Below are 24,158 nucleotides of genomic sequence, written 5' to 3' on the forward strand. Positions count from 1 at the left end.
CCGAGGGCGTTGCCCACCGCCCGCGGTCAGCGCGGTACCGGACTCGCCGCTGCCGCGTCGGCCGGCCGCCCGGCTCGGGGCGTCGGCACGAAGGGGAGGCGCCGCCGGTTCGCGGCTCCTGACTCGATGTCGGAGATCAGCTGCCGCAGTGCGGCGAGGACGTGCGGGGCGGGCAGTTCGGGATCCAGGGCGGCCAGGGCGCGTCGGGCCCGTTGCCGGGCTCGCCCGCTGTGACCGCTGCGATGGTCGACGTACGCTCCGGCGCAGCGGGCGACCGCCGTCGCCCAGGCGTCCTCACGGACGCCGGGCACGGTGAAGGCGCGCCGGGCGCTGCGCTGCGCGCGGCTCGGAGCGAAGCCTGCCTGGACCACGGCGAGCGCGGCGTGGCTGACGGCGGCGGAGGGGCCGCCCGGAGCGTACGGCGGGATGATGTCCGCCGCTTGCCGGAAGTGCTCCGCCGCGGCTCGCTCGTCCTGCCGGTGCAGGGCGAGCAGGCCCTCGACATGGGCGATGCGCCCGACGAGGGCGTCGTCCCCGGCCAGGACGGCGGCCGGCCAGGCGCGCCCCAGCAGGGACTCGGCGGCCGGCTGATCGCTGTGCACCGTGAGCCACGCCGCGAGCCACAGACCGCGCACGCGCAGCGCGCTGTCGGCGTCGCACAGCGGCAGCAGCCGCCCCAGGTGGTCGCGGCCCTCCGCGGCGTTGTCGTACACGCCCCACCAGAACCACAGGTTCAGGGCGGTCTCCAGGGCCGCCTCGGCGTGGTCGGGCTGGGTGAGGGCGTGCCGCAGCGTGGCCGTCAGGTCGTCCCGCTCGCTGCCGAGGAGTTGTACGGCCTGCCGCTGCCCTCCCGTGCTCCAGAGGTTCTCGGCGACGGCGGCCACGCGGCGGCAGTGGCCCAGGCGCCGCTCGGCGGCGACCGGGAACTCCCCCGCCTCCTTCAGCCGTGCGGCCCCGAACTCGCGCACGGCACTCATCATCCGGTAGCGGGGCGGGCGCACCCCGCCCGGGTCGCCCACCGTCTCCAGGACGCCTCGCGCGGCCAGCCGGGCCAGGCAGCCGGGTACGTCCTGCGGCTCGACACCGCCGCCCGCGCACAGGTAGACGGCCGTGGATTCCGCGAAGGAGCCGGCGAAGATGCTGGCGCGGGCCCACACCACGCGCTCGGGCCGCTCGCACAGCACGTAGCCGGCGCCGACGGCGTCCCTGAGCGACCGGTGCCGTCGCAGCCCCGAGTGGCGGCCGGTCAGCCAGCTCTGGTGGTGCTCGAGCTTTCCGGCGAGTTCGCGCACGGAGTGGCGTGCCAGTTGAGCGGCGGCCAGTTCGATCGCGAGGGGCACCCCTTCCAGCGTCCGGCACACGTCCTCGACCGCCGCCAGGTCGGCACCGGTCGCGCGGAACCCGGACACCACCGCACGCGCCCGCCGCTCGAACAGTTCCACCGCGGCGGGTCGGCCGCCCGTGCCGTCCGGCGTCTCGAGGCTCAACGGGCCCAGGGTCAGTACGCGTTCGTCCCCGAGGCCGAGGCAGTGGCGCGACGTCACGAGCACGCGCAGTGTCGGACGGGCCATCAGCAGGTGCTGCACCAGGCCGATGCATTCGGCGTGCACCGGATCGACGTCGTCCAGGAGGAGCAGCGTCGCCTCTTCGGGCAGGTTGCGGACCACGGTGCCGGCGTCCGCCGTGTCCCGCTGCGGCCGCACACCGGTCAGCGCACCGACGGCCGCGGCGCCGAGCGCGCCGGGAACGCCCTGCCCCCTGCCCTGCCAGCGCACGGTGACGACCCGTCGCCAGGGGCGGTGCGTCATGGTGTCCGTGACCGCGCAGGCCAGCCGGCTCTTCCCCACTCCGGCACAGCCCGACACCGTCACCAGGCGGTGTCCGGCCAGGAGGGCCCGCAGCGCCGCCTCCTCCTCCGCCCGGCCCACCAGCCCGCCGGGCTCCCGGCTTCTGGCCTCGGACAGCACACTGACCCCGCCGACGTACGACCACACTTGCCTGACTCCCCGCGACGCTCGCTGTTGGACCCATCGCTCAGGACGGAGCTTCGGTCCCGCCCTGCAGAACCGTCACTGCTGTCCCGCCACGGGTACCCCAACGCCGCATCGGCGCCCCGAGTGGCGCCCGCAGACCCCGGATCACACGCCGCGACGACGGCTCGAACGCACGTCCACCGGCGGGCGTGGGAGTTCACCACGGCCGCCTCCGGGCGGACAGGGCGCCGGACCGCCGTGCCCTACTCGGACACGATGTGGAGGACCGCCGTGCCGTCCTCCCCGGCCGCGGCCTGGATCACCACGGCGTCGGGCCCAGGGCTGGGCCCCGCGGCACCCAGACGGCCGCACGAGTTGCCGCCGCCGTTGCGGCGCAGAACCGTGATGCACCCCTGCCCCGGACCGTTCGTGCTCGCCCTGGACCGGCCGTTGCCCGACTCGACCGTGTACTCGACGCGGTTCGGGCCGATCCCGGTCACGGACAGGGTCGCCGGGCCGCCCGGTCCCCGGAAACGGATCGTGACCGGCGCCGACACCGCCACCTCGCAGGTGCCGTCCGTGCAGGCGGCCACGTCCCGCCCGTCCGCGGCCGGAACGGAGGGCTGCGCCGATGCGCCGCGTCCGGTGGAAGGGCCGTCCGGCGGCTGCGCGGGGCGGGACTGCGACGCCCGCTCACCCCCCGGGTCCACCGCATCGCCGCAGCCGGCCGCCGTCACGACGGCCAGCGCCGCAAGTACGATGCCGGTCCCCGGCCGCGGACCGTGCGCCGCCCGGCGACCACCGCGGGCTCTGCGTGCGCTGCCTGCCGATGTCGTTGCCGCCATGATGCTCCCGTGCCCGGCGTGCCCAGTCCAGCGTTCGGCAGCCAGCCTTCCCCGCCGGCCGGGTCGGCACTCCCTCCACGGCACGAACGGGGGGATCCGTCCCCTCCGGTCAGAACAGCCGCTCCTGGCCGGCGGGCGAGGCCCGTCGCCGCCGGGTCCGGCGGGGACCGCTCCGCTCAGGCGCCGTATCGCCGAACAAGGGTGCCGTGCCGCACTCGTCCGGCTCGGCCGGAACGGCGACGGGCCCGCTGCCCACGTTCAGCCTCAGTGGAGCGTCCCGGTCGAAGTCCCCCGGCGTCATCGCCACCCAATCTCGGTCCTGACGCTCGCCCAAGCACCGACACCTCTCTCATGCACCACCCGGCTCTGAGCCGGGCCCTTGCCGCCCGGACACCGGTACGCCGCGACGCCACGGCGCCTCGGGAGCGGGAGCTCCCGAGGCGCCGTGGCGTGTCGCGGCGACGGGTCAGGCGGGGGTGATGTTCTCCGCCTGCGGGCCCTTCTGGCCCTGGGTGATGTCGAACGTCACGGCCTGGCCCTCGTGAAGCTCACGGTAGCCGGTGGCGTTGATGTTGGAGTAGTGCGCGAAGACGTCGGGGCCACCGCCGTCCTGCGCGATGAAGCCGAAGCCCTTCTCGGAGTTGAACCACTTCACGGTTCCGCTGGCCATGCCGGTGCCTCTCTCGGTCGATGACGGGTCCGCACCGCGCGGACCCGGAGGTGATCGTCCTGGTCCTCAGGCACTGCACAGCAGACTGCCCGCACCACGGCGCGGGCAGGTACGGCGAACCACGACATCTGCTGGTGACGCTACACGGCGAAAGTGCCCGCCACCAGTGAGTAAGGACCGTCGGACGGACTGGTGTTGCCGGCGGACGGGGACGGTTCGCTGCCGCAACGCGTGCCGACACAGGGCGGAAGCATGCAAATCACCAGGAGCCGGCCGCACGGACCGACGGCCGCTCACGGCTGCGCGGCCGCTGCTCGCGATCGGCAGCTCCGCCGCGATCACGGCGTACGGCACGACGCGTCCGCAGCTGCGGGCGGCGTCGGCCGAACGCGGCGGCGACGCGGACAGCCCCGTGCGTGACGCCTTCGCCTCCCCCCGCGTGGGCCCCGGGTCCTGGACGTCGACGCATCCGTACACCCACGACGCGATGGAGCCGTGGATCGGGCCCGCACGGCTCGCGCTGGTGTGGCCCCGCGCACGGGGGAGAACGCGGGGCCACGCGAGCAAACTATCGAAGTAATCCATCCCCCACCAGACCCGCCCGGCCCCGAGTCGCACCGGCCCTCACCCGACCGGCGGACGGCCGCACCGACCCGACCGGGGGGCTCGCGGACGGCGTGCTGCGAGCCGAGCCGTGCGGGGCACACACTGATGACATGGGCTACCTCGATCCGCCGGAGGCGGTGTCACGGCGATTTCCTGAGGGTCCGCAGAGCGCGGCGTCGGCGCGGCGGTTCGTGGGCGCGGCTCTGCAGGGAGTCGCCACGGACCTCGTCGACACCGCCCAGTTGCTGGTCAGCGAGTTGGTCACCAACGCGTTGCTGCATGCGCGCACCGAGGTGGAGGTGGGCGTTTCGGTGAGCGGCGGCCGCGTGCGGGTGGGAGTCGGTGACCGTCGGCCGGGCCTCGGCCTCGTACCGCACTACTGCCCGCCGTACGCCGGTACGGGGCAGGGGTTGGCGCTGGTGGAGGCCCTGGCGTCACGGTACGGAATCGACACCGACGACCAGCGCAAGACGGTGTGGTTCGAACTGTGGCCCGACGGTCCGCCGCCACCGTCGTCCGGGTGGCAGGCCACCCTGCCCCCGTGTCCCCCCGGGAAGAACGTCACGCTGGTCGACGTACCGAGCGCCCTGTACTCGGCGGCGCAGCAGCACCGCCACGCGCTGCTGCGCGAACTGAGCCTCGTCCTCCCGGTCGGGCACCACCAGGTGGTGACGCCCGAGGACCTCGTCGTCGCCAACGACATCAGCAACGTGATCAGCGCCTGCATGGCGGTCGCGCTGGAGGAGCCGGTCGCCGATACGGATCTCCGTTCGCTCTCCCTGCCGCTGCCGGCCGACGCGGCACCGGCGGTACGCATCCTGCGCCGTGTGCTCGATCTGGCCGAGGAGGGGGCACGGGAGGAGCACCTCCTCACCCTGCCGGCCCAGCCGCGCAGCCGCGTCTTCCAGGAGTGGATGTTCGATCAGATCACCGAGCAGCTCGCCGGGGGCCGTCCCACCGCGTGGACCGTGCTGCCCCGCGAGCCGGAGGTCAGTTCCTCGGACCTCGTGCCGTGGGAGGCCGCTCATGTGCGGGCGGGCAGGGTGCCGACCATCGCCGCCGACGAGGGCAACCGGATCATCGCGGTGAACGGACCCGCGGCGGACCTGCTGGGCTGGGACCCGGACGATCTCGTCGGGCGCAGGCTCACCACGCTCATCCCCGAGCATCTGCGCCGACGGCACAGCGCGGCGTTCAGCTCGATGCTGCTCACCGGTCGTACCCGCATCGTGGGCCGCTCCGTGCCGCTTCCCGCACTGCACCGCGACGGCCGGATGGTTCCCGTCCGCCTGTACATCCAGGCGCAGGAGACGGCCGACGGCCGGACCGTGTTCGTCGCCCAGCTCGCCCCTCGGGCGACCACGTCCCTCGACACGCCGAGCGCTCCCGACAGGAACCGGCAGGCGGCGGTCGCCGAACCCCGCGGTGTCCACGCGCCGGCGGTCTCCGAGCGCGGCAGGAGCACGAGCGGTACGGGACGGGACCTGTCTACGCCGGACCGGCTCTCCCTCCTGGCCGACATGGGGGCCGAGCTGAGCAACATCCTGGACCTGGACGAGGGGCTGCAACGCGCCGGCCGGCTGCTGACACGGCGCATGGCCGACTGGTGCGTGGTGGACCTGCTCACCGAGCACACCCGGGTCGACCGGGTCTGTGTCGTCCACCGGGACTCCCGAGGGCTGCACACCGCGGCGTACGAGGGCCCGCTCCCTCCGGTCTCCGAGACCTCCAGGGGCCCGCTGGCCCGTGTGCTGCGCGGCGCGGGACCACTGCTGCTCACCGGCCCTCCTCCCCCGGGCCAGGCAGAGAGCGCGCTGGACAGCGACTACCTCGAACTGTTCCGCAAGCTCGGTACGGGCAGCGCCGTCGTCGCCCCGTTGCGGGCCCGGCGCGAGATCTTCGGCGCGCTGACCGTGACCCGTACGGCCGGAGGACGGCCGTTCACCGAGGAGGACCTGTCCCTGGTGGACGACCTGGTGCACAGTCTGGCCCTGGGCGTGGACAACGCCCGTCTGTACCAGGAGACCCGCAACATCGCCGAGCGGCTCCAGCGCTCCCTGCTGCCCGTGCTGCCGGACGTCGAGAACCTGCAGCTGGCCGCCCGCTACGCCGCTTCCTCGACCACCGCGCAGGTCGGCGGGGACTGGTACGACAGCTTCGTGCTGCCCAGCGGGGACACCGCGGTGGTCATCGGAGACGTCACGGGACACAACCTCGATGCGGCCATCGCGATGAGCCAGCTGCGCAGCATGCTCCGCGGGATCGCCGTGGACCGCCAGGAGCCCCCCGCCGAGGTGCTGCACCGCCTGGACCTGGCGAACCACAGCCTCTACCGCGAGGCCACCGCCACCTGCGTGTACGGCGTCGTCAAGGGCCCCGCGCAGGGCCCCTGGGAACTGAGCCACTCCTCGGCCGGTCATCTGCCGCCGCTGCTGACCACCCGGGAAGGCGACACCCACTACCTGGAGGAGGGTGCGGGGCTGCTCCTCGGCATGGACACCGACGTGCCCCGCCGCACGGCCGCCACCATGCTGCCGGCCCACTCGACGCTGCTGCTGTACACCGACGGTCTCGTCGAGCGCCGCGACGAGACCCTCGACGACGCGCTGGCCAGGCTGCGCCGGCACGCCGCCGACCTGGCCCGCGAACCCCTGGAGACGTTCTGCGACGAGCTTCTGATCGGTCTCGGGGCCGACAACGCCGACGACATCGCCGTCCTCGCGCTCCGCACCACACCCGTCACGTGATCCGCGGCGCGCTCGGGGCGGCCAGGGCGGTGGACCGGGCAACGTGGTCGCACGGCCGACGGCGGCGCCGAGCACGGCACGGCACAGGGCAGGTGTGAGGTGCGTGCTCTCGCGCACACCGGACGGCGAACGTGGTCAGGCGCCCGCCCGTGATCAACGGTCGCGACAGCCTGACGACGCATGTCCGGTGCTCCTACCGGGGCGGTCGTCCGCACGCGGCCTCCAGAGGCGGTGCCGACACTCCGCAGTGCATGCGGCACTCGGGCCGGGGCCGGCCGGGCTCCTCCTCAGGACCGGCGGCGGCCTGGGTCCGGACGGCGGCCCATGCGATCAGGGCGCCCAGGACGAGCAGGCCCGCACAGATCGGCATGGCCCGCATGAAGGTGTCACCGAACTCCTCGGCCGAGCGGTAGGCCTCCGGACCCATGCCGGTGAGCAGAGGGAGCGCCGCGACGGCCATCAGACCCGCCGCGCGGGCCGCCGCGTTGTTGATGCCGCTCGCCAGACCGGCCCGGCCGGTCTCCACCGAGGCCAGCACGGTCGCGGTGAGCGGAGCGACCAGGGTGACCATGCCGAGGCCCAGCACGACCAGGGCCGGAAGGACCTCCCGCACGTAGGAGGCGCCCTCGCCCACGCGCAGCATCAGCAGCATCCCGGCGGCGCACAGCAGGGGACCGACGGTCAACGGGATGCGGGGGCCGATCCGCTGGGCCAGCGCGCCCGAACGACCGGAGAGCAGCAGCATCAGGACGGTGGTGGGCAGCAGTGCGGTGCCCGCGCCGAGCGCTGAGTAGCCCACGACGACCTGGAGCTGGAGGGCGGTGAGGAAGAAGAAGCCGCCGAACGCGGCGTACACGCAGACCGTGACCAGGTTGACCGAGGTGAACAGGCGGGACCGGAAGATCGACGGCGGCAGCACCGGGTCGGGCCGCCGCCGCTCGACGAGGACGAAGACGGCACCGAGCACGACGCCGGCCGCCCCCGCGACCGGTACGGCGTCGATCAGGGCGTAGGTGACGAGCGCGAGCGCCACCGCGCCGAGGACCGCGCCCAGTACGTCGAAACGGCCGTGCCGGTCGGGGTCGCGGGACTCGGGGACGTGCCGGAGCGCCACCGGTACGCACACGACCGCCAGCGGCACGTTCAGCAGGAACACCCAGCGCCAGCCGGGACCGTCCACCAGCCAGCCGCCCAGGAACGGTCCGACCGCCGCGCCGACCCCGCCCAGTCCTGACCAGACGCCGACGGCCTTCGCCCGGTCGTCGGGATGGAAGGACGCCTGGATGAGTGCCAGGGAGCCGGGCGTGAGCAGCGCACCGCCGACGCCCTGGAGCGCACGGGCGACGATGAGCACACCGCTGTCGGGGGCGAGTCCGCACAGCAGCGAGGCGAGCGCGAACCACACCACCCCGACGACGAAGACCCGTCGACGCCCGTAGCGGTCCCCCAGCGCACCACCCAGCAGGATCAGTCCGGCCAGGGTGAGCATGTAGCCGTTGACGGTCCACTGCAGGGCGGCGAGATCGGCGTCGAGGTCCCGCCCGATGCGGGGCAGCGCCACGTTGACCACGGTCGAGTCGAGCATCGCCATGGTCGAGCCCAGAACCGTCGTCAGCAGCACCCAGCGGCCGACGCCCGTCCCCGTGCGTACCGTTCCCGCGGCACCGCCGCCGGCGTCGTCCGGTGCCGGCGTCCCCGACGGTGGACCGGACGGAAGATCGGACGGCCGGTGCCCGTCACTGTCTTTTCCCATACGGGGATCATTCCCGCGCACCGCCCGCACGGCACGGCGAACACCTCATCGGGGCGTCCGCCCGTCCCGGCGCGGTCCTCCAGGCCCGTGCGTCCGGACCGCGGCGGGGTCAGGCGCAGGTCCAGGCCGACATCCCCTGGATGCGGGCCAGGCGCTCGGCCACGATGATCTGCTCCTTGCGGGTGGCCAGATCGGCCCGCGGCGCGTACTTGAGGCCTCCGGCCGCCTTCCAGCTGGACTGGGTGAACTGCAGCCCGCCGTAGTGGCCGTTGCCGGTATTGGCCTTCCAGTTGCCGCCGGACTCGCACTGGGCGATGGCGTCCCAGTCGGTGCCCCGTGGGGCGGACGGCGAGGCCGTCGCTTCGGTGGTGGTGCCCAGGGCCGCCGCGGCGATCACTGCCACCAGGGCCGTACGGATCCTGCGACCGCCCTGGCGGTCGGCCGGGGACGCTTCAGCGTTATGGCTACTGATCATAATCAGACTGTTACACCATGTGACGACCGCCTGTCGCGCCGTGAGCGTCCCCCGTAGCCCGGACGGAGCCATTCAGTGCCGCGTTAGTGGGAGCCGCGGCACGTGGCGGTCACGTGCGGCAGCCGTCACCTCGCGCGGGCGGTCCTGGCCGCCCGTCTCGCCCAACGGCTCGCCACCAGCTGAACGTCGTCTCCTCCAGGGTGCCGAGGCGCTGTCCGCCGTCACCTACGCCGTCTTCCCCGCCTATCCGCTCAGGGCAGTGGACTGGGCACGAACTCTCCTGGCGACAGTGCTCGGCCCCGGCCACGATCTCCGGAAACGCCGGCCCCATCTCCGGCGGATCCGCGACGACCGCCACCTGTGTGCGCACCCGTCCATCCGGCCCCCGACCCGTCGCCTAGATCCCAGCGTGAAGGGAAACGGCGACCAGAAGCACAGGACCGTCACGGGGTGGGGCGAAGAGCGACCCTGGTCGTTTCCAAGAATCCCCCTCATCCCGCGCCCTGGCGTCTGCCCGCGCGGCTGCGCCCGGCCGGCGCCCTGGCTCTCTGCTGGTGCGCCGACCCGTCCGGCACGGAGCGCGGAGGCGCCGCCGCCGCGCAACACCACACAGGCCCGCCCCGATCCCCCGGCCGCACACCGCAACCGCCCCGCCCGCCCGTCCCCTTCCCTCCCTTCCTTCCTTCTTTCTGTTCTGGGGTGAGCGCGGGGGTGTGCAGGGGGGATGCCGGGCTCCCCACCATGGCAGCGCGGGCGTGGGGCCGGTCACGCCCCACCACCTCCGCTGAGGCGTGACCCCGGCGGCGGCAGAATGAGCGCCGGAACGTCACCCGGTCAACGGTCAGATGGCGAGTTTCAGGACGGCCGCGCCTGCGGCTGTCATGAGGACGACCAGCGTCCAGAAGGCCGTCCTTCTCCAGCAGGCGCGGCGCCGGGCGCGGCGTCCGCTGCGGAGGATGTAGTCGAGTTCGTCGGCAGAGACGCCTTCGGGGTCGGCTGCCAGCCTCCGGTGGGCCTCGGCCAGTTCCGGCCCCCTGAGCAGGTGTGCGGGGTTACGCTGCTGGAGTTCCCAGCGCTCGCGCTGAGTTCGCAGCGTCTCATGCCAGAGACGGGACTCCCGGGACTCGGTGAGCCACTCCTTGAGTCTCGGCCACTGTCTGGTCAGTGCTTCGTGCGCCAGCTCGACGATCTCGTCGTCCTTTCTCGCGCCGCCCGGAGGGCGGGAGATGACGACAAGCCTCGCTCCCGCCAGCATTCGTGCCGTGATGACGAGTTCGGGGGCCAGCTCCGCGGTCCGCACCGGTCGGCAGACGAAGGCTTCGCCGTCGCCGGGCCGGGTCAGGTGCACGAGCAGGCGTCGGACTCGCTCCGGCTGGTCCTCGGGCAGCAGGAGGAACACGTTCTCCGCGTGTACGGCAAAGGCACCCGCGACGCCACCGCAGGAGTTGTAGGCATCGTGAGTGAGCGCCGAGGGGGTACGGCGGTCCCAGAGCTCGGTGAGGACGTGCTGGACGAGCGGCATCCGTCCGGGGGCTTCGCCCGCGTCGGCGAGGATCCGGTCCGGCAGTCCGGGCTCGAAACGCAGCGCCGGCACAGTGGCCAGCGGCGCTGTGATCGCCTGCTTCAGGTCGTCGGCGTTCAGCGGCGCGAGGAACTGCACCGTGGGAGGCCCGGAGTTCGGCAGGACGTCGAGGATCTCCGGGCGTCCTGCGGCCACGACCTTGAGCAGGTTGTCCCGGTCCGCTTCGAACAGACGGTCCAGCAGACGGAACAAGTGGCGCACCGGTTCCGGGTCCTGACGCGTGCACTCCTCCTCCAGCTGATCGACGAAGAGTACGTGCCCGGCGCCGTCCAGGCGGTCGAGGAACCGATCGTGCAGGTCGGCGCTCACATCGCCGTCGGCCTCCAGCAGGCTTTCCAGTTCCTCTGCCGGGTGGGGCCGTTCCGCACTGCCCGGTCTCAGCCTCAGCACATCGGCGAGCGTTCGGGCGAGAGCGACGGCCGGTGGCGTCCCGGCGAGCTGCACCAGGGTGACACCGAGGCCGTCGGCGCGCAGCAGGGGCAGTACCGCTGCCCGCAGCAGAGAGGTCTTTCCGCACCCCGACGGTCCGACCACCAGCGTCGACGGCTGTCGACTGACGGTCGCGTACACGCGGTCGATGTCTGCCTCGCGGCCCTGGAAGAGCTCTACCTGGGTCTCCGAGAACGCCGCGAGCCCCGGGAACGGGCACGGTGGACGCAGCGTGAGGCTGTCGACCAGGTCGGCCGACGGCAACAGGTACACGGTGTGTCCGCGGGATTCCAGAGCGACTATCATCCCGACCACACCGCCCAGCGAGTCGTCCCAGACCGGAGCCCCGCCGTACCCCGGGCCGAGGGTCGGGCCTGATGCGTCTGCCTCCATCTGCAACAGGCCCAAGCTCTGCCGGGCTCGCAGGACACCAGCGGCCCACTGGCCGTGGTCTCTATGGGCGGGATAGCCGAAAGTGCGGCACGGGTGTCCCCATACGCCTGCCTCACCGACCAAGGGCACCGGCCGGGTGCCGGGTACCTTCGCGCCGAGCCGGAGCAGAGCGACATTCTTCTCCTCCCCGTCATGCCAGGACATGATGCCCGCCCGCACGCGGGGACGGCCGTCGAGCAGCGGGAAATCGAGTTCGACCAGAGCGCCCGGGACCGGCTCCGTGTGTGACGGCACTCCGAGGGCGTACTGAACGACGTATGCGCACGTGCAGACCACATCGGCGGAGACGAGGAACCCCCCGCCCACCACCTCGCCGGTCGCGGAGAGTACCCGTACCAGCGAGGCATGGAGATCGGACACCGGATCATGCCCCAACGGCTGTGCGTTCGGCGGACGTTCGCGGCGTACGGGCAGAGGGGACGGCCGCTTCGGCACGTAGGCACGGTTGCGGGCGATACAGATCTGTGCCGCCGCGTTGCGGCTGTTCATCTGGGGCTCGGGACGTGAGGCGCCTTGGAGTCTGCTTTTCATCGCCTCGTACAACATGCTCATGCTCAACAGTTCCTGAGGGCCTTCCACGCCCCTCTCAAGGACCTCGAGCAGCGCACCGGTGAAGGCGGTGTATTTTTCACCCGGTACGGCGAGGGCCAGCGCCGTCTCCCGGGCCGCCGCGATCAGGCAGGTGCCGTCGACGTCGGCCTTGTGCACGAGGTTCGCCGCACCGCTGCCCATCGCACCGGCCATCGCCCGAGCGCTGTAGCAACAGTCGAGGAGCACCACCTTCCTTTTTGCGCGGCTGGAGCGGATATAGCGCTTGAGGGTGTCGTAGCGGATCGCCGAGTCGATGTGGTGGTCGTCCGTGCGTGACTCGGGCAGGGCCAGATACAGGTCATTGCTGTCTTCCGGGTCGAGCAGCCCGTGCCCCGCGTAGTACACGACCAGTGTGTCGCTGGCTTCGGCCGCGGCCCGCTTCACCGCGGCCACGACCTGCCCCTCGCTCGACGGCTGGTCCAGCACCTCGACCCTGTCACCCGGGACCCCCCACACGCCCACGTCGATCAGCACCTCGCGCAGTCGTATCAAGTTGTCCCGTACGGCGGGGAGATCTTCCAGCACGGTGAAGCCGTGGCAGCCGATGAGGACAACGTTGGAGGTGTCGGCTCCGGAGAGCGCCTCGGCCACGTCAGATACCGGACGACGGGTCGCTGCCCCCGTCCTGCGACGAGTCCGGGCCCTGGGACGAGCCCGAGTCCGCGTCACGGAGCGTCTCGATGAGCGAACGAATAACCTCGGGGTCGTCGCTGTTCACCGTAACGGGCACACCGTTCACCTCGATGCGTACGGCCGGCGGTGGTGCGGGCCGACTAGAGCGCCACGCCACCAAGGTGGTAACCAGGCTGCCCAGAGCGATCGAGTTGGACAACACGACGTTCACGATCTCCAGGGCGGAGCCGCCCATGCCGCCAGGAGGCGGGGGCTGGGCTCCGCCAAGAGACACGCGTGCCTGTCCGTAAAGGTCTCGCTCCTCGTGCAACCAGCGGAGCAGAGTCTCCGCTTCGCCGCCGACCACCTCGTCCACCGTCAGAACCAGCTCCATACGGCGTAGGTTATCGATCCCCGCCGTTCTCGGCGGCGCCCTCGCCTTCGCAGCTGCACCTGTCGGCCGTCGTCACGGCCCGCAAGGACTCCGCGCGCGCCTGGCAAGGTAGTCGGGATGGAGCGGAGTACGAGCGAAACGTGCCACGCGTCAGCGGCCCGGGCGATGCCGCTGACCGCCGTCGCCCCAGGCCTGGACCCACCATCTTCAGGGCGCGCCAATCTCAATATGCGCCACTTTCGGGGCTTGCCGTGACACACGTCTCGGGCCGGTTTGGTGACGGCACTCGTGGGCTGTGGTGTGCCCCACGTGGCAAGTGCTCAAGAAGGCGCTTGACGGGTTGGGCCGGCGGCTGTCCCGGCAGGACGGTGAGACGGCGGGCCGGACGGTCAGAAGTGGGGGAACCGGGCGGTGGGCGCGCTCTTCGTCACTGGTGCCATCGGATCTGATGTCCCGGCGCGGTCCAGGTCGGACAGGAGCCGTTCCGCGTCGGTGACCAGTGATCCGTAGATGTGCCAGGCTCCGGGTTCGGTCAGGGCGCCGCGTGCTACGAGTTCGGTCATGCGGTCATGCCAGCTCCGGGCCTGGTCGAGCGCGGTGCGCAGCCGTTTGCCGCCGTCGGCGTCCTCCGGGTCGGCCGCCCCGTCCACTTCGGCGAAGCCCTCCACTGCCTGTCCGGCCAGCTCCAGTGTCCGGGCGTACTGGTCGGTGAACAACTGCCCCAGACTGAAGTCGTCCCGGGGTGTGTCCACGGTATCGGCCAGGGTTCGGGCGATTCCCCGCACCTGCAGTGATATCCCGTGCAGGACGAGGAGCGCATGGCCGCCGGTTCCGGGCCGCCGGGGCCCGTGTACGGAGCAGCGGATGTTCCAGCGCAGGCTGTCCTCGGCCAGCCGCACGTGGTCCTGCGCTTCGGCGATCTCCTCCTCGAGTTGTCGCGCTCTCGACAGCCAGACCCGTGCATGGCTGGTCCGCTGGTGCTGGCGCAGACCGCGGCCCATGTCGCGCAGCAGCAGGCTGGTGGCCCGGGCCAGCCGGCGCACCGCGGTCCGGGAGTCGGCCACATGCACGGGGGGCAGGATCAGGGCATGGACGGCCGTTCCCACGACGGCACCGGTCAGGGTGGCCAGCGCCAGGAGGGCGAGGTCGCGCACCGGCACCGCCGCCGCGGCCGTCAGGGTGATCAGCGCAGTCGAGGCGACCTGGAGGCGGTCGTCGAAGGCGCGGCGTCCGCGGGCCACCAGGATGACGGCCAGGACTGCCATGATGCTCCCGGCGGTGGGGCCCAGCCACCAGGCGGTGGCGACGGCCAGAGTCACCCCGGCCACGTGGATCGCCACCCGGTGCGCGGCTTCGATCATCGAGTGGTGCACCGTCGAGGTGTTGACCACGAGCAGGGCCGTGGCGACGGCCAGGAACTGGGGCCGCCCCTGCCCCCACGGGGCGCTCGCCTGCCAGGCGAGCAGCGCGGCGGTCAGATTCTTGCCGCCATGGGGCAGGATGCGCCCGCCCTGGCGGGCGACCACGGACCTGACCAGACGCGCCAGCGTCGGCCACCCGGGATGCGAGGCAGGCGGCCTCCTCCCCGAATTAGTTGAATCTTGCACGAAATGAAGAATGCCATTTTCCGCCGGGTTTGACCAGCAGTGCCCCCGCAGCCCGACGGGGCGGGTCACCGTCGGCCGGGCGCGGCGCCGCGAGCGGCGCGTCGGCGGCCGCCGACGCATCGATGCGCTCGGGGTGGCGTGCGTCGGTGCATGTCGGCGCCCTGTCGGGGCACCGTCCGACGTCCCGCGGGGCGGAACGTCGGCACGGCATTCAAGGAGGAGTGATCATGAGTCGCATCTTCGGAAGGCCCGTCGTCACTGCTGCCGCCTGGGGCAGTCGCACGGGTTGAGCCCCGACGAAAGCCTAGGTGCTCAGCCCTGCGTGGTGTGGTGGTGATCGGTCAGGCGTGCGGGGTCCAGAAGGCAACCATATTCCCGGCGCCGGGCTCGACGTCTGTCCAGGAGCCGGTGAAGGTGAGCACGGCGTCGCGGACGTGGGGAAGCCGCTGCGGTTCATCCGGGCCGGCAGGTCGCCATCTGCCTCGCCGGCGGTGTCGCCCGCGCGCACGCCGACCCGCTTGACCGCCTGGTAGGCGGTGAGTCCAGCCAGGGGCACGGCCGCGGCCTGTTCCCAGGTGAGGGCCGCGGGTTTGCGGGCGAGCATGCGGACGTGCGCGGAGACCGGCTCGGCGTAGGCGCCGTGCTGTACGGAGTCCTTGCGGATGCAGCCGAAGACCTCGTCGCCGGGTGCGTACTCCTCGACGTCGAAGCCGACCCGTTCGACGACTCCGGCGACGTCCCAGCCTGGGACCAGCGGAAAGTGGGTGTTCATGAGCGGGTCGAGGCGACCTTCGGCGTGCTTCCAGTCGCGACCGGGTTGACCCCGGCGGCCCGTACACGGATCAGGACCTCGCCGGGCGCGACCTTCGGGTCTGGCAGTTCGGTGTACCGCAGATCGTCCGGTCCGCCGTACGCGTCGAGGGCGATGGCCTTCATGCTGCGGACACCGCCGCCGGCGTGCGGGTGGCCTCGACCGTGCGGACGAGGGGCGCGAGCCGCGGGTCCTCGGCGGCTTCGGCGAGGGCTTCGCGCAGCGCGGCCTCGTTGGTGGGGCGTGCCTCTCCGAGGAGCTTCAGGCCCTCCTCGGTGACGTTGGTGTAGATGCCGCGACGGTCGGTGGGGCACAGGTAGCGGGCAAGCAGCCCGCGGTCCTCGAGGCGGGTGACCAGGCGGGTGGTGGCGCTCTGACTGAGGACGACTGCGTCGGCGACCTGCTTCATCTGCAGGTGGCCGCCCTCTCCGTCGTGCTGGCGGCTGAGCACGTCGAGCAGGGAGTACTCACGCACGCTCAGGCCGTGTCCGGTCTGGAGGGCGTGCTCCAGGTGGGACTCGATCCGGCCGTGCAGCAAGGACAGGGCGCACCAGCCGTGGGCCAGGGCGGTGAGCGCGGGGGCGGTGGCGGTCATCGGGGCTCCTTCGTCGGACCATCCCCTCAATAGTTGCACACGAGGGCTAATGCATGCCGAGGTTGATCACGTTTGCATTCATCCCGCGCTTGCAATTATTGTCTTGTGACGTAAGCGCCGCACACAATCACCTGGAAGGTACTCCCATGCCTCTCGCGCTCCTGGCCCTCGCCATCGGGGCCTTCGGGATCGGCACCACCGAATTCGTGATCATGGGCGTGCTGCCCCAGGTCGCAGGAGACTTCGGCGTCACCATCCCGACGGCCGGCTGGCTGGTCTCCGGCTACGCGCTCGGCGTCGTGATCGGCGCCCCGCTGCTGACGGTCCTCGGCACCCGGGTCTCCCGCAAGAAGATGCTCATGTTCCTCATGGGCCTGTTCATCGCCGGCAACGCCCTCTCCGCCGTCGCCCCCAGCTTCGGCCTCATGCTGACCGGCCGGATCGTCGCCTCCCTCGCGCACGGCGCGTTCTTCGGCATCGGCTCCGTCGTCGCCGCCGACCTCGTCGCCCCGCAGAAGAGGGCCTCCGCGATCTCCCTGATGTTCATGGGCCTGACCGTGGCCAACATCGTCGGCGTCCCCGGCGGCACGTACATCGGCCAGGCCGCCGGCTGGCGCGTCACCTTCGCGATCGTCGCCGCCCTCGGCGTCGTCGGCCTCCTCGGCGTGGCCAACCTCGTCCCCGAGACCGGCCGGCCGGAGTCGGTGAGCGTCCGCGGCGAGTTCGCCGCCTTCCGCAACGTCCAGGTCTGGCTCGCGATGGCGATGACCGTCCTCGGGTACGGCGGTGTGTTCGCCGCGATCACCTACATCACGCCGATGATGACCGAGGTCGCCGGCTACACCGAAGGTGCTGTGACCTGGCTGCTCGTCCTGTTCGGCGTCGGCATGTTCCTGGGCAACCTGCTCGGCGGAAAGTTCGCCGACCGCGCCCTGATGCCGATGCTCTTCACCGCCCTGGCCGCCCTCACCGGAGCCCTGCTGCTGTTCACCGCGACCGCGCACAACAAGGTCCTCGCCGCGATCACCCTCTCGCTGATCGGCGCCCTGGGCTTCGCGACCGTGCCGCCGCTGCAGAAGTGGGTGCTCGACCAGGCTTCGGCCGCGCCGACCCTCGCCTCCGCCGCCAACATCGGCGCCTTCAACCTCGGCAACGCCCTCGCCGCCTGGCTCGGCGGTGTCGTGATCGCCGCGGGCCTCGGCTTCACCGCCCCGAACTGGGTCGGCGCGATCCTCTCCGGTACGGCGCTGCTGCTCGCCTTCCTCGCGGCCCACCTGGACCGGCGTACCCGCAGCGCGGGCCGCGTCGTCGCCGGGTCCGCAGCGGCCGAGCCCGCCCCGGCGACGGTCTGACCCTCCCCCAGCCCTGTCCTCGAGATCCCCCGAGACATCCCTCTGAGAAGGAACCCCTCATGAGCACCACCACCGCACCGGCCCCTGTCGCCCCGCTGACCACGCAGGACGCCGAGCTGCTGATCGACTCCGCGCGTCGCGCCGCCGAGGCCGCCGGAGTTACGGTCAGCGTCACCGTCCTCGACGCGGGCGGCCACCTGCTCGCCTTCCGTCGCGACGACCGGGCCGTCCTGATCTCCGGCGAGACCAGCACCCGCAAGGCCTACACCGCGCTGCAGCTCGACGCCCCCACCGCCGACCTGGTCGACCTGGTCAAGCCCGACGGGCCGTTCCACTCGCTGCCCACCGCCCTCGACAAGCCGTTGCTTTTCATCGCCGGCGGCATCCCCGTCCACCGCGACGGCCGGCTGATCGGCGCGATCGGTGTCGGCGGCGGCGCCCCGGAGCAGGACCACGGCTTCGCCACCGCCGCGCTCGCCGAGCTCGCCCGATGAGCCGCACCCCGCAGGAGGTCTTCGCCGACCACGGCAACCGGCTCGGCACCGGCGACCTCGACCTGATCAGCCAGAACTACACCGAGGACGCCGTCTTCCTCACCCCCGAGGGCACCCTCACGGGACGCGAGGGAGTACGGCGGGGCATCGGCGCCCTGCTCGCCGATCTGCCGGACGCCGACTGGCAGTTGACACCACAGTTCGCCGGTGACGTGCTGTTCCTGCAGTGGAGCGCCGCCACCGACACCCACGAGGTCACCGACGGCGTCGACACCTTCGTCTTCCGCGACGGACTCATCAGTGCCCAGACCGTCCGCTACACCCTGACCCCCCGCACAACCCGTACCCCCTGAAAGGCCACACGCACCATGGCATCGAACAGCAGCATCCCCACCGTCACCCTCAACAACGGTGTCGAGATCCCGCAGCTCGGCTTCGGCGTCTTCCAGGTCCCGGACGAGCAGACCACCGCCGCCGTCGCCTCCGCCCTGGAAGCCGGCTACCGCTCCATCGACACCGCCGCGATCTACGGCAACGAGGCCGGCGTCGGCAAGGCCCTCGCGACCTCCGGGATCGCCCGCGAGGACCTGTTCATCACCACCAAGCTGTGGAACGCCGACCAGGGCTACGACGCCGCGCTCCGCGCCTTCGACGACAGCCTGGCCAAGCTCGGCCTCGACTACGTCGACATGTACCTGATCCACTGGCCCACCCCGGCCCGTGACCTGTACAAGGAGACCTGGAAGGCCATCGAGAAGCTCGTCGCCGACGGCCGGGTCCGCACCGCGGGCGTCTCCAACTTCCAGCCCGACCACCTGAAGCGGCTGATCGACGGCGCCGAGCTCGTCCCGGCCGTCAACCAGATCGAGCTGCACCCGGGCCTGCAGCAGAGCGAACTGCGCGCCGTGCACGCCGAGCTGGGCATCGCCACCGAAGCGTGGAGCCCGATCGCCCAGGGCGCCGTCCTGGGGGACGAGGCCATCACGAGCATCGCCGGCCGGCACGGCAAGTCCCCGGCCCAGATCGTCCTGCGCTGGCACCTGCAGCTCGGCAACATCGTCATCCCCAAGTCGGTGACGCCCGAGCGCATCCGGCAGAACCTCGACGTCTTCGACTTCACCCTCACCGACGACGAGATGGCCTCGATCGCCGGCCTCGACCGCGACCTGCGCACCGGCCCCCACCCCGACCAGCTCAACTGACCCGGCTCCGTCCGACCAGCCCGGGCGGGGCGGCGCCCCTTCGCGCCGCTCCGCCGGGTTGCCCCGGCTCGCGCGGGCGCGGATGGCAGGTCCAGCCCGCGCGAGCCCTCGCTCCCCGCCTTGTGCGCGCTGCCCGCTCCCCCTCACCGCTCCTGCGTCCTCACGACGCGGCAAGGCGCCTCTGGCCATCCGCCCTGGACCGGCTCGTGAACCCCGCGGTCCTGCCGACCCTGGGTCTCGAACTGCCCCTCGACAACGACTGGGCGCTACCCGGCTGCGTGCCGGCCAGGCCGCCGGCAAGCCCTTCGGCGTCCCCCACCTGACCCGCCACACCGACTCGTCAGGCGCGCCGACCAGTTGGGCCTTTCGGGCCTGTGGGTACGGGACGTGCCGCTGTACGACCCCGAGCAGTTCGGCGACGCCGGCTCCGTCTTCGAGACCCCCACCCACCGCGGGCACCTGCCGCCGTGCCCCGGCGGGCCGTGCTCGGCACTGCGGCCGTCGTGCTGCCCCTGCCCCGTCCACTGCTGGTCGCCAAGGCCGCAGCCACCGTCGACGTCCTGTCCGGCGGCCGGTTCGTCCTCGGTCTGGCCAGCGGGGACCGGCCCGTCGAGTACCGCCTGTGAGGACTGCCACGCCCGTGGTGACCTCTTCCGCCGGGGAGTGGAGACGCTGGGCGCCCCCTGGACCCGGCACGCCGAGGGCACGGGCATGGAGCTGCCTGAACTCGTCTCAGGGCCAGACGCCGTCTCGACGTCCTGCCCAAACCGACCGGCCCGACCGTGCCGATCGCCGTCGCGGGACATGCCCGGCAGTCCGCCGAGTGGATCGCCCGCAACGCGGATGCCTCGCTCAACTACCCGCGCCCGCTGGGGGCCCTGCGCCTCAGGGCACGGGAGTGGTGGGAGCTGACCGGCGACGCCCCCAGGCCGTATTTGACCCCCATGCAACTGGACCTCACCCGGGATCCGGCGACGCCCGCGGCCCCGATCCGGCTCGGCCTGCACACCGGGAGCCGCCCTCGTCGAGCATCTGCGCGCGATGGGTGAAGGCTTCGCCCGCATCTCGTTCGATCTCCGCCCGGGCGACCGGCCCGTCGAGGAGGTCCTCCACGAGCTCGCCGAGACGGTACGCCCCACTTCCCCTCCCCCGGCACCACCACCGGGACGGGTGCGGCTGGCGTGCTCGCCTCCTGAGGAGGGCCGCGGCGGAGGCCGGGTTCAGCGCAGCGGGTCATACGGCGACAGCTCGATCCCCGCCTCCATCCGCCGGGCGAGACGGGCCGCGATCGAGCCGGCGTACGGACCGACCGTGAGCCCGGACGCGCCGAGACCGTTGACGACGACCAGCCCCTCGATCTCCGGCACCGCCCCGAGCGACGGCCGGATGTCCGGGCCGACCGGGCGGAAGCCGACACGGGTCTCCGCATGGGTGGCGCCGGCCAGTCCGGGAGCCACCGACAGCGCTTCGGCGAGCACCTGCGCCAGTCCTGCCGCGGTCACCCGGTGGTCGAAGCCGGCGTCGTCCTCGCGCGTCGCCCCGACCACGACCCTGGAGTCGTCGAAGGCCAGAAGGTAGTGGTGCGACTCGGGCAGCACTACGGGCCAGTCCGCAGTCCGCGCCCCCGGCAGCCGCAGGTGCACGATCTGGCCGCGCTGGGGCGCGACGCGCACCCGGACGCCGAGGGGTTCGAGCAGGCGCGGCGACCAGGCGCCGGCTGCCGCGATCACGGCGTCCGCGCCGACGAACTCGTCCCCGACCCGCACGCCGCGCACGGCACCGTCGGCGTCGATCGCGGCCGTTCCTTCCGTCAGGCGTGCCCCGTGCCGGACCGCGGCGCGGGTCATCGCGTCACGGACCGAGCGGCCATCCAGGCGTGCCGCTCCCGGGATGTGGATCGCCGGGCCATCGTGCGCGAGGGGCGGGAAGAGGTCACGGGCCCGGCGAGCACTGACGAGCTCCACCTCGCCTGCCGACGGGGACTTCGCGGCACGCTCGGCCACGTCCCGCAGCCTTTCGGCGGCTTCGGCCTCGCTGACCAGACACAGGGCACCCACCTGCCGATACCCGAGGTCGGTCTCCCCGTCTGCGGCCAGCGCCGCCAGCAGCTCCTGGTAGTGCTCGGCTCCGGCCACCGCGATCCGGTACCAGTCCTCGTCGTCCGTCCGGGACGACCACGGGCACACGATGCCCGCGCCGGCCGATGTCGCGCGTCCGGGAACACGCGAGTCCACCATGACCACATCCACGCCGTTGCGGGCCAGGTCATAGCCCGCTGCCGCACCGGCTATCCCGCAGCCGACGACGACTACACGCATCTTCCGCTCCTACCGTCCGCCTGACGTACTGTCACCTACCGGTGCCCATCATGGCCGCATCGCGCCCGGCGCAGTAGCGGGCCTCGGGCCGCGGGGTCCCGGTGCGAGCCCGGGCCGTGGCCGGGTGTGTCACGGGCGTGAGTGTCCTCTCTGCCGCGACCACTCGCGCCCGGAGCGGCTCCCGCCGACCGGGTCCCGATCGCCACGGTCCCGACGGTCATGATCGAGAAGGTGAGGATCAGCGTGGACTTGCGCCCGATACGTCCCCGAGGTGCCCGGCGACGAACGCGCCGATCGGGAAGAACAGATCGACGATCGCGCCGATGGTGCCGGACTGCAGGGATCGGCGTCTGATCTGCTCCGGTGTCAGGGTGGCGGCGGTGGCCATGGGATCTCCGTTGATCGGGGACGAAGCGGGCGGAACGGGGACAGTCGGAGGACGTGCGGGGACGGGGCGGGGCGGCCGCTGTCCCGCCGGGCGGAGTCAGGCGCCGGTGGCGCTCGCGTAGTGGGCGGTCCACGTCAGCGGGGCGCCGGCGCACTTGGCCGCGCGCACGTCACCGGAGCGGGCGCGGCCCTGGAACAGCTCGACGCGGGCGGCCCGGCCGCACAGCTCCCCCCAGTGCCGCAGAGCCTCGGTTCGCGGACTTCCTGGTAGGTGACGGTACGCAGGTACATGCTCACCCACAGGCCACCGGTGCAGCGGGCCGCGCCGCGGGTCGGCAGCACGTGGTTGGTGCCGATGACCTTGTCGCCGTAGGACACACAGGTGCCCTCTCCGAGGAAGAGGGCGCCGTAGGCGTGCATCTTGTCCAGTGCCTCGCAGGGGTTCCCGGTGAGGATCCGGACGTGCTCGTAGGCGAAGGAGTCGTCGATGCGGTAGGCCTCGTCGAGATCGTCGGCCAGGATGATCTGGCCGTGGTCGCGGCAGGCGGGGCCGGCGATGTCGCCGGTCTGCAGCCCGGGCAGGATCTCCTCGACGTGCTGCCGCACCGCGGTGGCGACACGCTCGCTGGCCGTGATCAGGGCGGCGGGCGAGTCCGGGCTGTGCTCGGTGCTCCCTTTCGAGGGCACCTGAACGGCTCAACGTCCCGAGCGTTCCCACATTCTGCAGGTGATTCTTTACTCCGGCCGTCCATGACGCTCGTTCGTGTGCGCAAGCACCTGTGAAACGGACTGCCCCGGCCGGGCGAGCCGTGGCCGCAGGCCGCGAGCCTTCTGGGACCCCGAGGAAGGAAGCACAGGCATGGAGGCGTCCGCACAGATCGGCGTGACGGGGCTGGCGGTCATGGGCCGCAATTCGGCGCGGAACCTCGCCCGCAACGGCTTCACGGTCGCAGTGCACAACCGGACCCCGGGGCGCACCCGGGCCCTGATCGAGGAGTTCGGCCACGAGGGCGCTTTCGTCCCGACGGAGTCGCCGCAGGAGTTCGTGACCGCGTCGGAGCGCCTCCGCAGGCTGCTGATCATGGTGAAGGCCGGCCAGGCCACCGACGAGGTCATCGAGGAGTTCGCCTCGCTGCTGGAGCCGGGCGACATGATCATCGACGGCGGCAACGCGCACTTCGCCGACACCCGCCGCGAGCGGGCGCTGCGCGAGCGTGGCCTCCACTTCGTCGGGAGCGGCGGGGAGGAGGGCGCACTGCACGGCCCCTCGATCATGCCCGGCGGCTCCGCCGAGTCCTACGCCGCCCTCGGCCCCACGCTGGGGAGGATCAGCGCCCACGTCAACGGCGAGCCATGCTGCACCCACATCGGCACCGACGGGTCCGGCCACTTCGCGAAGACGGTGCACAACGGCATCGAGTACGCGGACATGCAGCTCATCGCCGAGGCCTATCACCTGCTGCGGGACGTCGGCGGATACCCCCCACGATCCTCCCCTGAAACGGACGGGCCGGGAGCCCCGGCGACCCACGCGGCGTTCCCCACGGGATGCGGCGCGCCGCATCGGCGCGGGCGGGCGGTCATCGTCGGACACCTTCGGCTTGCGAGGCTGCGCGCATCGAGTGAGGTTGACGGTGGCGCCCGGCTCGGGCTCGGGAGCCACTTGCATTACCCAGCGTCTGCAATTATTGTCCTTACCTGTAAGGCGCTCCTGCATATAGCTGCGTCGTGCGTCCGGCCTCGCCAAGACGCCGCCGTGCTTCCACTGCCACGGCTCCGCCTGCAGAGCCGCCAACCGCAGAGGCATCCCTCCCACTCATGCCTCACCCCGTGCCGGGGATGCCATCAGACCCCGGCAGCACTGATCGAAAAGGCACTTTCATGTCCCTCAAGGAAATCCTTCCCGGCCGACTCGGCTTCGGTACCGCCCCGCTCGGCAACATGTTCCGCGCGATCCCCGAGGAGGAAGCCACCGCCACCGTCGAGGCCGCCTGGGACCAGGGCGTCCGCTACTACGACACCGCTCCCTTCTATGGGGCAGGCCTCTCCGAGCAGCGCCTCGGCAAGGTCATCTCCACCAAGCCCCGCGACGCCTACGTCCTGTCCACCAAGGTCGGCCGCGTCATCCTCGACGAGCTGGAGGAAGGCGCCCGCGACCTCGGCGAGAAGGGCGGGATCTTCGAGCACGGCAACCCGAACAAGATCGTGCACGAGTGGACCGCCGAGGCCACCGAGCGCTCCATCGAGGACAGCCTCAGGCGC

Annotated in this window: 21 protein-coding genes and 3 pseudogenes; 9 read left to right on the forward strand and 15 right to left on the reverse strand. The window is 72.1% G+C overall.

Features of this window, described 5'->3' with window-relative positions; genetic code table 11:
* Positions 1-26 precede the first annotated feature (26 nt).
* From IE260_RS30385 to IE260_RS30395, 4 genes are all read right to left on the reverse strand, one after another.
* Complete coding sequence (locus tag IE260_RS30385) at positions 27-1,994, reverse strand: ATP-binding protein (protein WP_189877649.1); 1,968 nt, start codon at positions 1,992-1,994, stop codon at positions 27-29.
* 242 nt (positions 1,995-2,236) lie between these two features.
* The gene (locus IE260_RS30390; RefSeq protein WP_229881460.1) at positions 2,237-2,566 is read right to left on the reverse strand and encodes a hypothetical protein; all 330 of its coding nucleotides are present in this window, start codon (positions 2,564-2,566) and stop codon (positions 2,237-2,239) included.
* A gap of 361 nt (positions 2,567-2,927) precedes the next feature.
* Entirely contained in the window at positions 2,928-3,152 is a 225-nt protein-coding gene (locus tag IE260_RS42045; protein WP_229881464.1) for a hypothetical protein, read from the reverse strand.
* Between the two features lie 132 nt (positions 3,153-3,284).
* The gene (locus IE260_RS30395) at positions 3,285-3,488 is read right to left on the reverse strand and encodes a cold-shock protein (protein ID WP_189877651.1); all 204 of its coding nucleotides are present in this window, start codon (positions 3,486-3,488) and stop codon (positions 3,285-3,287) included.
* Positions 3,489-4,204: 716 nt separating this feature from the next.
* On the opposite strand from IE260_RS30395, the gene IE260_RS30400 reads away from it, so the two are divergent.
* Positions 4,205-6,841: a SpoIIE family protein phosphatase gene (locus tag IE260_RS30400; RefSeq protein ID WP_189877653.1), complete on the forward strand. Its 2,637-nt coding sequence runs from the start codon at positions 4,205-4,207 to the stop codon at positions 6,839-6,841.
* 193 nt (positions 6,842-7,034) lie between these two features.
* Here IE260_RS30400 and IE260_RS30405 read toward each other — a convergent pair whose 3' ends face one another.
* The 8 genes and pseudogenes from IE260_RS30405 to IE260_RS30440 all read right to left on the reverse strand — a co-directional run bounded on the left by IE260_RS30405 (position 7,035) and on the right by IE260_RS30440 (position 16,143).
* The gene (locus tag IE260_RS30405) at positions 7,035-8,594 is read right to left on the reverse strand and encodes an MFS transporter (RefSeq protein ID WP_189877655.1); all 1,560 of its coding nucleotides are present in this window, start codon (positions 8,592-8,594) and stop codon (positions 7,035-7,037) included.
* Between the two features lie 109 nt (positions 8,595-8,703).
* Positions 8,704-9,069, reverse strand: a complete 366-nt coding sequence (locus tag IE260_RS30410; RefSeq protein WP_189877657.1) for a transglycosylase family protein — start codon at positions 9,067-9,069, stop codon at positions 8,704-8,706.
* Between the two features lie 841 nt (positions 9,070-9,910).
* On the reverse strand, positions 9,911-12,715 hold the full coding sequence (locus tag IE260_RS30415) for a caspase, EACC1-associated type (protein ID WP_189877660.1): 2,805 nt from the start codon (positions 12,713-12,715) through the stop codon (positions 9,911-9,913).
* Between the two features lies 1 nt (position 12,716).
* Positions 12,717-13,130 (reverse strand): effector-associated constant component EACC1, encoded by a 414-nt coding sequence (locus tag IE260_RS30420; protein WP_189877662.1) that lies wholly within the window; start codon positions 13,128-13,130, stop codon positions 12,717-12,719.
* 389 nt (positions 13,131-13,519) lie between these two features.
* A complete protein-coding gene (locus IE260_RS30425) occupies positions 13,520-14,656 on the reverse strand; it encodes an aromatic acid exporter family protein (protein ID WP_189877664.1) in 1,137 nt (378 codons plus the stop codon).
* Between the two features lie 422 nt (positions 14,657-15,078).
* Positions 15,079-15,227: pseudogene (locus tag IE260_RS30430) on the reverse strand (histidine phosphatase family protein); the annotation flags it as partial.
* Positions 15,228-15,673 (reverse strand): annotated as a pseudogene (locus tag IE260_RS30435) (NADP-dependent oxidoreductase); the annotation flags it as partial. It lies immediately after the preceding pseudogene.
* On the reverse strand, positions 15,670-16,143 hold the full coding sequence (locus tag IE260_RS30440) for a MarR family winged helix-turn-helix transcriptional regulator (RefSeq protein WP_189877666.1): 474 nt from the start codon (positions 16,141-16,143) through the stop codon (positions 15,670-15,672). The pseudogene IE260_RS30435 and the gene IE260_RS30440, both read right to left, overlap by 4 nt.
* Positions 16,144-16,289: 146 nt before the next feature.
* On the opposite strand from IE260_RS30440, the gene IE260_RS30445 reads away from it, so the two are divergent.
* The 6 genes from IE260_RS30445 (at position 16,290) to IE260_RS42055 (ending at position 20,240) form a co-directional block, all read left to right on the forward strand.
* Positions 16,290-17,495 carry an MFS transporter gene (locus IE260_RS30445; protein ID WP_189877668.1) on the forward strand — a complete coding sequence of 402 codons (1,206 nt, stop codon included), beginning with the start codon at positions 16,290-16,292 and terminating at the stop codon, positions 17,493-17,495.
* 59 nt (positions 17,496-17,554) lie between these two features.
* On the forward strand, positions 17,555-17,989 hold the full coding sequence (locus tag IE260_RS30450; protein WP_189877670.1) for a GlcG/HbpS family heme-binding protein: 435 nt from the start codon (positions 17,555-17,557) through the stop codon (positions 17,987-17,989).
* The gene (locus IE260_RS30455; protein ID WP_189877672.1) at positions 17,986-18,342 is read left to right on the forward strand and encodes a nuclear transport factor 2 family protein; all 357 of its coding nucleotides are present in this window, start codon (positions 17,986-17,988) and stop codon (positions 18,340-18,342) included. The genes IE260_RS30450 and IE260_RS30455 overlap by 4 nt, the downstream gene beginning before the upstream one ends.
* A gap of 15 nt (positions 18,343-18,357) precedes the next feature.
* Positions 18,358-19,191 (forward strand): aldo/keto reductase, encoded by an 834-nt coding sequence (locus IE260_RS30460; RefSeq protein WP_189877674.1) that lies wholly within the window; start codon positions 18,358-18,360, stop codon positions 19,189-19,191.
* 482 nt (positions 19,192-19,673) lie between these two features.
* Positions 19,674-19,817, forward strand: coding sequence for an LLM class flavin-dependent oxidoreductase (locus tag IE260_RS42050; protein WP_229881467.1), 144 nt, complete (start codon positions 19,674-19,676; stop codon positions 19,815-19,817).
* Between the two features lie 156 nt (positions 19,818-19,973).
* The gene (locus IE260_RS42055) at positions 19,974-20,240 is read left to right on the forward strand and encodes an LLM class oxidoreductase (protein ID WP_229881469.1); all 267 of its coding nucleotides are present in this window, start codon (positions 19,974-19,976) and stop codon (positions 20,238-20,240) included.
* Positions 20,241-20,411: 171 nt separating this feature from the next.
* Here IE260_RS42055 and IE260_RS30470 read toward each other — a convergent pair whose 3' ends face one another.
* The 3 genes from IE260_RS30470 to IE260_RS30480 all read right to left on the reverse strand — a co-directional run bounded on the left by IE260_RS30470 (position 20,412) and on the right by IE260_RS30480 (position 22,583).
* Positions 20,412-21,509 (reverse strand): NAD(P)/FAD-dependent oxidoreductase, encoded by a 1,098-nt coding sequence (locus IE260_RS30470; RefSeq protein ID WP_189877676.1) that lies wholly within the window; start codon positions 21,507-21,509, stop codon positions 20,412-20,414.
* 238 nt (positions 21,510-21,747) lie between these two features.
* A complete protein-coding gene (locus IE260_RS30475) occupies positions 21,748-21,897 on the reverse strand; it encodes a hypothetical protein (RefSeq protein ID WP_189877678.1) in 150 nt (49 codons plus the stop codon).
* A 134-nt stretch (positions 21,898-22,031) separates the two neighbouring features.
* On the reverse strand, positions 22,032-22,583 hold the full coding sequence (locus tag IE260_RS30480) for a histidinol dehydrogenase (RefSeq protein ID WP_229881471.1): 552 nt from the start codon (positions 22,581-22,583) through the stop codon (positions 22,032-22,034).
* A 172-nt stretch (positions 22,584-22,755) separates the two neighbouring features.
* On the opposite strand from IE260_RS30480, the pseudogene IE260_RS30485 reads away from it, so the two are divergent.
* Both IE260_RS30485 and IE260_RS30490 read left to right on the forward strand, forming a co-directional pair.
* Positions 22,756-23,382: pseudogene (locus IE260_RS30485) on the forward strand (NAD(P)-binding domain-containing protein); the annotation flags it as partial.
* 395 nt (positions 23,383-23,777) lie between these two features.
* Positions 23,778-24,158 (forward strand): aldo/keto reductase (locus IE260_RS30490; RefSeq protein WP_189877680.1); only part of this gene is annotated, 381 nt, incomplete at its 3' end.

The sequence above is a fragment of the Streptomyces viridiviolaceus genome (assembly GCF_014650995.1).
GTDB lineage: Bacteria > Actinomycetota > Actinomycetes > Streptomycetales > Streptomycetaceae > Streptomyces > Streptomyces viridiviolaceus.